9 protein-coding genes and 1 pseudogene are annotated in these 8,647 nt (G+C 55.1%); all 10 read right to left on the bottom strand.

The window, feature by feature from the left end; translation table 11 throughout:
- Nucleotides 1–19 precede the first annotated feature (19 nt).
- A complete protein-coding gene (locus FB556_RS07970) occupies nucleotides 20–922 on the bottom strand; it encodes a GNAT family N-acetyltransferase (RefSeq protein WP_170200415.1) in 903 nt (300 codons plus the stop codon).
- A gap of 23 nt (nucleotides 923–945) precedes the next feature.
- The gene (locus FB556_RS07975; RefSeq protein ID WP_141866464.1) at nucleotides 946–2,280 is read right to left on the bottom strand and encodes a M50 family metallopeptidase; all 1,335 of its coding nucleotides are present in this window, start codon (nucleotides 2,278–2,280) and stop codon (nucleotides 946–948) included.
- Between the two features lie 7 nt (nucleotides 2,281–2,287).
- Complete coding sequence (locus FB556_RS07980; protein WP_141866465.1) at nucleotides 2,288–2,851, bottom strand: DivIVA domain-containing protein; 564 nt, start codon at nucleotides 2,849–2,851, stop codon at nucleotides 2,288–2,290.
- Nucleotides 2,852–2,871: 20 nt separating this feature from the next.
- Nucleotides 2,872–4,059 (bottom strand): phosphatidate cytidylyltransferase, encoded by a 1,188-nt coding sequence (locus FB556_RS07985; RefSeq protein ID WP_141866467.1) that lies wholly within the window; start codon nucleotides 4,057–4,059, stop codon nucleotides 2,872–2,874.
- 21 nt (nucleotides 4,060–4,080) lie between these two features.
- Nucleotides 4,081–4,602 (bottom strand): ribosome recycling factor, encoded by a 522-nt coding sequence (gene frr / locus FB556_RS07990; RefSeq protein ID WP_211344012.1) that lies wholly within the window; start codon nucleotides 4,600–4,602, stop codon nucleotides 4,081–4,083.
- Nucleotides 4,603–4,700: 98 nt separating this feature from the next.
- Nucleotides 4,701–5,459, bottom strand: coding sequence for a UMP kinase (pyrH, locus tag FB556_RS07995; RefSeq protein ID WP_141866600.1), 759 nt, complete (start codon nucleotides 5,457–5,459; stop codon nucleotides 4,701–4,703).
- Between the two features lie 159 nt (nucleotides 5,460–5,618).
- Nucleotides 5,619–6,455, bottom strand: a complete 837-nt coding sequence (gene tsf / locus FB556_RS08000; RefSeq protein ID WP_141866471.1) for a translation elongation factor Ts — start codon at nucleotides 6,453–6,455, stop codon at nucleotides 5,619–5,621.
- Nucleotides 6,456–6,529: 74 nt separating this feature from the next.
- On the bottom strand, nucleotides 6,530–7,408 hold the full coding sequence (gene rpsB, locus FB556_RS08005; RefSeq protein WP_141866473.1) for a 30S ribosomal protein S2: 879 nt from the start codon (nucleotides 7,406–7,408) through the stop codon (nucleotides 6,530–6,532).
- 315 nt (nucleotides 7,409–7,723) lie between these two features.
- Complete coding sequence (locus FB556_RS13810) at nucleotides 7,724–7,972, bottom strand: PepSY domain-containing protein (RefSeq protein WP_342774662.1); 249 nt, start codon at nucleotides 7,970–7,972, stop codon at nucleotides 7,724–7,726.
- Nucleotides 7,973–8,122: 150 nt separating this feature from the next.
- A pseudogene (rpsB, locus tag FB556_RS13815) lies at nucleotides 8,123–8,647 on the bottom strand (30S ribosomal protein S2); the annotation flags it as partial.

Genomic DNA, 8,647 nt, shown 5'->3' on the forward strand with positions numbered 1-8,647 from the left:
TCCCCTCCGAGTCACTGAGTTAAAACAATACGGTAGCGAAACGATCAACGGTATCAAATCCGACTCGTTGATAGGTTCGGATGGCTGCGGTGTTGTAGTCATTGACGTAGAGACACACCACCGGTGCTAATTCTAGGGCGCGATTGACCACCGCCGCCATCGCGGGTGCGGCTCGCCCCTGACCTCGAGCTTCCGGAGCAATCCAGACGCCTTGAATTTGAATGGCCTGGTCTGTAACAATGCCGAAGTCAGCTTTGAATATCACTGCGTGATCGCTGGATTCGATCATGGTATGGCCCTTAGAGATCAACTGACGTACGCGGAGGCGGTATCCATTTGAACCGTCGGCCAGTGGTGAGTATCCGAGTTCTTCGGTGAACATAGCCACCGAGGCCGGCAACACGGCATCGTAGTCTGCCTCGGTGGCCAGTCGGACGTGAGGATTCGAGGGAATCTGCGACGGGTGGGTGATGGTCATAAACGGTTGATTTTTGCGCAGATCTCGCGCTGCTTGTCGTCCGGATCGTAAGACCTCCCAGATACCTTCAACCGCGGGTTGTGGACCGAAGATCGAGCCGAAGTGCTCTTCAAGTGCCAGTAGTGCTTGACCGAAATAGGCTCCGGATTCTTCGCTGGTGGTGACGGGGACAATATTGGCTCCGGCCCAGCACGCGGCCACCAGCCGGTCCTGGTGGTGTGTGTCAAAGATCCCGAGGAAGATTCCTCGAGCAAATCCACCGATCGGTCCGGCACGACGGCCGGTGTCCAGGATGGATTGCACATAAGCGTTGGCGACCGGGTTTTGGGCCACCAAGTCGCGAAGTGCTGTGGTGTCCGAGTTGGCAAGAATGCGCACGGTGTCACCGGTTGCATGCGCGACGGCCTCTTCGGCGTCGAGCAACCAACGGAGTGTACGGGTCAAGTGCCGCACGGTCACCCTTTCAATTAAAACAGTGTCACGGGTTTGATGATGTCTGCAACGATCAACAAGATTCCCATAGTTAATAATAGGCCGAAGACGACGACGGTTAGCGGGAACATCTTGGCGATGTCGAAAGGACCGGGGTCGGGCTTGCCACGCAGCTTGGCCCAGCCGCGGCGCAGCGACTCCCACAGAGCGCCTGCGACGTGACCGCCATCCAGGGGAAGCAGCGGGATGAGGTTGAAGACCATCAGTGCGACGTTCAGGCCGGCGAGCAAGGACAATAACATCGCTGCCCGGTCGGTGATGGGGATGTCATGCTGGGCGGCAGCTTCACCCGCGATGCGGCCAACCCCTACCACCGAGACCGGTCCGGTGGGGTCACGCTCGCCATCGGTCACAAGAACTTTGGCGGTGTCCCAGAGTTTGACCGGAAGCACTGTGATCACGGAGAACGTCCCAGAGATTTGTTCGCCTACCAGGGACAACGCGGCGGTTGGAGGCTGTTGTTGGTTTTCGACCAGGGATGACATGCCGATAAACCCCACGGGTTGAGTTTCGACATTCCCGGCGACATCAGTTACCGGTTGATCGAATCGGTCCAACACGGGACGCTGCGTCAAGACCGGGGTGATGCTTTGTTCAATGACTTGGCCGTCGCGTTCATAGGTGATGGCGGTTTCGGTGTCGGCGCGTTCGCGGATGGCCCCGGAGAGGTCATCCCAATCTTCCACTGGCTGGTTATTGAAGTGGGTGATCTGGTCACCGGGACGAAGCCCCGCTTCCCATGCCGGTGAGGCTGGGTCGTCTGGGCCGCATTCGGCGCTGAATGCTTCGGCGTCGGTGGTTTCGGTCATGCACTCAAAGACGTCGTGCACTTTCGTTGTGGGAGTGGCTATCCCCACGCTGGTGACTAGGATGGCCAGAATGACGACCGCAATGATCAGATTCATGAAGGGGCCGCCCAACATGATAATCATGCGTTTCCACACGGGCAGGGAGATGAAGGTGCGACCGGTGTCTTCTGCAGTAAGTTCTGCCGCTGCGTCCTCGCGGGCCTGACGGGCCATGGTCTGAAAATATTGGTTGCGCGCTTTGGAGGGTGTCTCTCCGGGTTTATTGGGCGGCAACATACCAATCATCGACACGTAGCCACCCAGTGGGATGGCTTTGATGCCGTATTCGGTCTCGCCTTTCGTCCTAGACCAGAGGGTTTTGCCAAAACCGATCATGTATTGGGTGACCCGAACATTGAAGAGTTTTGCGGGTACGAGGTGGCCGATTTCGTGCAGCGCAATGGATGCCGCGATACCAACGACCATGATGAATATGCCGGCGAGAACAAGAAGGAGGGTCATTGAGGTCCTAGTCGAGCACGACAAGCAGTTCGACGACAGCTAAGAGAAACGCGTCGACTTGTGCTTCGTCATAAGCGCGCAGACCTTTTTGAGCGCTGAAGCTGGCATTGCGGACATCAGTCAGTCGAATGTGTTTTTCGTCTTGCAGGTGGCTGGTGATGCGTGCCATGCACTCGTCGACTTCAGCAATGTCATAGCCTTGAATGTTCGGTTCGGCTCGGCGGAACTTTTCACCGTTCGTGCGTTGGAGCCGACCCATCAGTTCTTCTAACAGTTCAATGAGTCTCAGATCCCAGGCTTGTTTGCCATGGTTTGCGATGTATTCATCACGTTCAGCTCGGCGCAACGCATCTTCTAAACGTTCAAGCACTTGATCGACTTGATCTGGCCGGTAGCCACCCCGTACAAGATCGAAGGTTTTCGTTTGCACAGTGTCAGCTGTGATTCCAGAATCGGATTCGTATGCTTGCCGTGCGTCGTTGATAAATTCGTCAACTTGTTTGGTGTGGTAGCCAAATTTGCGTTTTGGCATGGCTTCGAAGGGTGAGGTGTTTTGAGTCTTAGCAGACACGGTATTTCCTTTGACTGACGCTAGCCCAGGATCAGTGGCAGCACGACCACGAACAGGGTGTATCCAACGGGAATCGCAAAACTTACAGAATCGAGACGGTCCATGACGCCCCCGTGGCCGGGCAGCGTGGTGCCCATATCTTTGACACCGAAATCACGTTTCACCATAGACGCCGCAAAATCTCCAGCGGTAGCCGCCAACATCAGCACGGTACCGATGATGATACCGACCCACCAGTCATAGTCGAGGAGGAAATGGGTCAGGAGTACCGAAATCACGATGGCTCCGAGGAGGGAGCCAAAGAAACCTTCCCAAGACTTTTTGGGTGATATTTTGGGCGCCATGCGGTGCTTACCCAGGGTCGCACCGACCAGATACCCGAAAGTATCACTGGCAACAGTTGCAAGCACGGTGGTAATCAACAGCACGCTGCCACCCGGCTCTTGCAGCAGGGTGATACCAAACGATAAACAAAATGGCAGCCAGAGGATAGCCAACAGAGTCGTCGCCATCGATCCAGCTGGGTTGTCGGGTTCCCCGACCGCCGTCCAAAAGACTGTTAACAGGATACTGCCAAAGAGTGCAAACACCATGGCATCGACCCCGCCAAACCAGGCTGCAGCCGGAATGCCCAGCCCAGCGACCCAGCCCGGAGTCAATGCCAAATGAATGTTGCGGGTCTTCGCCACCTGCGCCAGTTCCCAAATGCCAAGCGGCACGAGGACAGCGATCAAGATCGCTAAGACAACTGGGAACCAGACGATCCCAACCGCAGCGATGCCGAGCAGGAGTAACCCGACACCAATGGCCGCGGGCAGGTTTCGTCCGGCGCGTGACTCTTTTGGTGCTGCTGATGTTGCCGGCAGAGGCTTCGGCGGCGGGATCTCTTCTGTTTCGATTTGCTTGACCGTGAGGACAGTTGATCCTTCAGGATCAACGTCTGTGGCTGGATCAGACCCAAAACCCAAATCATCGGAGCCGAAATCATCGCCCATGTTTTCGATCGTTTCGGCTTCATCAAGCGCCGCTTGGTGCCGGGCTGCTTTTTTGGCAATCATGGATGCTTGGGCAGCTTCCAGCGCCCGGCGTTCTCGCCGGGTTTGCGGCACGATCATCCCGGTATCGGGATCACGAACGGGGTCGGGAAACCCATCCAGATGGGTGATGACTGGTGCCGGCTTTTTGGATTTTGGGTCTGGTGTGGACATGCAAGCGAAGGCTAAAAAAGCCTATACCTCCAGCAGTTCTTCTTCTTTATTCTTCGCCATTTCGTCAATTTGATCGACATAGCTTCGAGTCAGCTCGTCGAGGTCCTTTTCGGCGCGGCGACCGTCGTCCTCGCCGATTTCACCGTCGTCGACCATTTTGTCGATGACTTCTTTGGCTCCTCGGCGGGCGTTGCGGATCGAAACGCGGTGGTCCTCAGCCTTGGACTTGATGAGTTTTACATACTCTTGGCGACGCTCTTGGGTCAGTTCTGGCATAACGACGCGAATGACTTTGCCATCGTTGGAAGGGTTCGCACCGACTTCCGAAGACGACAGAGCAATTTCAATTTCCCGCAGTGCGCTGACGTCAAATGGGGAAATCAAGATCGTGCGCGCATCCTGAACAGCAAAAGACGCTAGCTGCTGGAGCGGAGTTGGGTTGCCGTAATAATCGACCAAAACTTTTGCGTACAGTCCTGGGTTGGCTCGTCCAGTGCGGACAGCTGCGAAGTCCTCTCGGGTTGCTTCAAGTGTGCGCTCCATCGCCTTCTTGGCGTCTGATAATGCAGATGCGGTCACGGGGTCTCCTTAAGTTAATTCTTGAGTTGCACTAAGTCTAAATCAAGTAGCAGCTTGTCAGCTCACGGTGTGACGACGGTTCCGAGGGGTTCCCCGAGCAGTGCTCGAGTAACGTTACCGTCACCTTCCATACCGAATACCAACATATCTAAGTTGTTATCTTTACACATGGTCATCGCTGTCAGATCCATGACGCGAATATTTTTGACAATGGCTTCATCATAAGTGAGATGATCAAACTTCTTTGCACCTACATCGACTTTGGGGTCGGCAGTGTAAACGCCATCCACACCGGATTTTGCCATGAGGACCTGGTCTGCACCGATTTCTAGTGCACGTTGTGCTGCCACGGTATCTGTGGAGAAGTATGGGAGGCCGGTTCCTGCCCCAAAGATGACGACCCGGTCCTTTTCCATATGCCGAATCGCGCGTTGCGGGATATAAGGTTCGGCGACTTGATGCATATTGATCGCGGATTGAACTCGGGTATCGACACCGGCTTGCGTGAGGAAATCTTGGAGTGCTAGCGCGTTCATGACCGTACCGAGCATACCCATGTAGTCTGCTCGACGTCGGTCCATGCCGTTGTGCGAAAGTTCGGCACCACGGAAGAAGTTGCCGCCGCCCACAACGATGGCAATTTCTACTTGTCCTGCGGCTGCTGCAATCTGTTCGGCCACGGATCGGACTGTGTCTGGGTCTACGCCTATCGATCCCCCGCCGAAGACCTCTCCGGAGAGCTTCAGTAGGACTCGACGCCGAGCTACATTGTCAGCTTGCGCGCTGCGTGGACCATCTTGAAGGCCGCCTGGAACATTGATGGCGGGAGTATCTGACACGGTAAGACTCCTGTAAGTGCAGTTGGGTCGTTGGGCATAAAGAAGGGGTGATCACCGGTTGTGGTGATCACCCCCTTATTTAGGTGTAGACGATGCTGAATTTACCTAGGCATTCCAAACACTGTCGTGTCGGAGAAAGTGTTAGGCGCCAACACGGAAACGAGCAAAGGCGAGAGCCTTGGTACCGGCTTCCTCCAGGACCTTCCCAACGGTGGTCTTGGTGTCCTTAGCGAACGGCTGGTCCAGCAGGGCAACCTCTTTGAAGTAACCTGTCAGGCGGCCTTCAATGATGTTCTGCAGTGCGCGTTCTGGTTTGCCTTCGGCGCGAGCAGTTTCCTCAGCGATGCGACGTTCGTTTGCAACGATGTCTTCTGGGACCTCTTCGCGACTCAGGTAGGTCGGGCTCATGGCGGCGACGTGAACAGCAACATCGTGAGCAGCGGTCTGGGCTGCTTCGCTGTCGGAGTCTACGGCGACAAGTACGCCAACCTGGGCGGGTAGGTCTGCCGAGGTTTTGTGAAGGTATGGGTCCACGTATGCGCCTTCGAGACGTGCGATGCGGCGAACTTCAACCTTTTCACCCAACAGTGCGCCTTCTTCTTTCACGAAGTCGCCCAGTGGGTTGCCGTTGTGATCAGCAGCCAGCAGCTCGTCGACGTTGTCTGCGCCAGAAGCGACAGCAACCTCCAGAACGGTGTTACCCAGTTCGATGAACTTATCGGACTTTGCCACGAAGTCGGTTTCGCAGTTAATCTCGATCATCACGCCCACGCCGTCTTGAACGGTTGCAGCGATGAGACCTTCGGCAGCAGCGCGGCCTTCGCGCTTCGAAGCGCCCTGCAGTCCTTTTACGCGGATGATCTCTAGGGCCTTGTCGGCGTCGCCTGCAGCTTCGTCGAGGGCCTTTTTTACGTCCATCATGCCCGCGCCGGTACGTTCACGCAGTGCCTGGATGTCTTTGACTGTGTAATTGGCCATTACAGATATCCCATTCCTTGGAAGTTCGTTGCGGGGAACACCCGCGAATCTAAATCGAAACGTGGTTGTGTGGACTAGTTTTCTTCGGTAGCAGCAGGCTGCTCACCTTGTGGTGAAGCTTCAACCTGCTCTGCAGCTTCAACGGTGGCTTCGTCAGCCAGAGCCGCAGTCTTATCTGCTTCTTCGGTCTGGCCAGCTTCCAGGAGTTCGCGTTCCCATTCCGCCATTGGTTCTTGCGCTGCACCGGCTTCGCCTTTGCCTTCGTTGCGAGCCATCAGACCATCGGCGACGGCGTCAGCGATAACGCGGGTGAGCAACGCAACGGAGCGAATTGCGTCATCGTTACCTGGAATTGGATAGGTGACGTCATCTGGATCGGCGTTAGTGTCCAAGATGGCGACAACTGGAATACCTAACTTGATAGCTTCATCAACAGCTAGGTGTTCTTTCTTGGTGTCGATGACCCAAATCGCTGACGGAGTGCGAGTCATGTTGCGGATACCACCAAGGTTGGCCTGCAGTTTCTGCAGTTCACGTTCCAACAGCAAGAGTTCTTTTTTGGTGTGACCTGAGCCGGCTACGTCTTCGAAGTCAATTTCTTCGAGTTCTTTCATTCGCTCAACGCGTTTGGAAACGGTCGCGAAGTTGGTGAGCATGCCACCCAACCAGCGGTGGTTGACGTAGGGCATGCCGACGCGGGTAGCCTGCTCGGCGATTGCTTCCTGAGCCTGTTTCTTCGTACCTACGAAGAGAATGTTGCCACCATGCGCTACGGTTTCTTTAACGAACTCGTAGGCACGATCGATGAATGACAAGGACTGCTGCAGGTCAATGATGTAGATGCCGTTGCGTTCGGTGAAGATGAAGCGCTTCATCTTCGGGTTCCAACGACGAGTCTGGTGGCCGAAGTGGACACCAGAATCAAGCATTTCACGCATAGTTACGACTGACATGGTCGCTCCTTCAAGGCTATTCTGCATGCAGAATAACCGTCTCGTTATCGGTTGAGGTAAATAGCTGACTTTCTCAGCTGCCTAGCATGAGTACGAATGCCTCGGGGAACACCGTTGACCGAATCTCTTCGGACCGAAAGGTGCCACTGCGACATGGGTGTCGCATACTCACGCGCGTAGTCAATTACGCGCCTACCACTAGTAGGCACACAATTGCTTTGTCAAGCATACCCTATTGCGCTCGAGGTTTTTCACATAATGTGATGGCTTACACGCCACCGACTATCGGAACAATCCGCCACGTGTGCTTAGGTGCTAGTCATCTGAATGAGCGGCGGGCACATCGAATTCGATGTCGTTGCCCTGCTCATCTTTGAGTTCAACTTCCCAGTACAAAACGCCGTCTTTATCCTCAAGCTCTATCGACTCAATCGTGGCATTGGGATGCTGTGTCAGCGCCTGGGTAAGCCCGTCAGGAAGTGGCACGGAGATCTTTTGAGCGTTCTGAATGTCGTCATCGTCTTGATCGACGTCCTCGATTTTGATGGTGCCGTCTTTAGCCACCTCGAGTTCGTGGAGCTTTCCTTCATGAACGATTTCTACTTCGAAAGTGTCGTCTTCCTGCTCTATTTCGATCAGAATGCCACCCGGATAAGCTTCCTGGACGGTTCGGAGGATCTCGGTAACCTCATCGATGTTGCCGGTTGTCGAGGTTTGGGTCGTAGTCGTCGCTGCGCCTGACTCCAGTAACTCCCGCTCCCATTCGGCCATCGGTTCTTCCGGGCTCCCGGTTCCGCTCGCACCCTGGTTACGCGACATAAGGCCTTCAGCGATGGCATCTGCGATAACACGGGTTAATACGGCAACGGATCGCATCGAGTCATCGTTGCCTGGAATTGGATAGGTGACGTCTTCTGGGTCGGCGTTCGTATCCAGGATGGCGATCACTGGAATGCCGAGTTTCTTGGCTTCATCGACGGCGAGGTGTTCTTTTTCCGTGTCGACAATCCAAATGGCCGATGGGGTCCGGGACATGTTCCGGATACCCCCGAGACTGGACTGCAGTTTCGTGAGTTCACGCTCCAACAGCAGCAGTTCCTTTTTGGTTCGTCCTGAGCCTGCGACGTCGTCGAAGTCAATTTCTTCGAGTTCTTTCATCCGATCAACACGCTTGGAGACCGTTGCGAAGTTCGTGAGCATACCGCCGAGCCAACGATGGTTCACATAGGGCATTCCTAC

The organism is Enteractinococcus coprophilus (genome assembly GCF_006716305.1).
GTDB lineage: Bacteria > Actinomycetota > Actinomycetes > Actinomycetales > Micrococcaceae > Yaniella > Yaniella coprophila.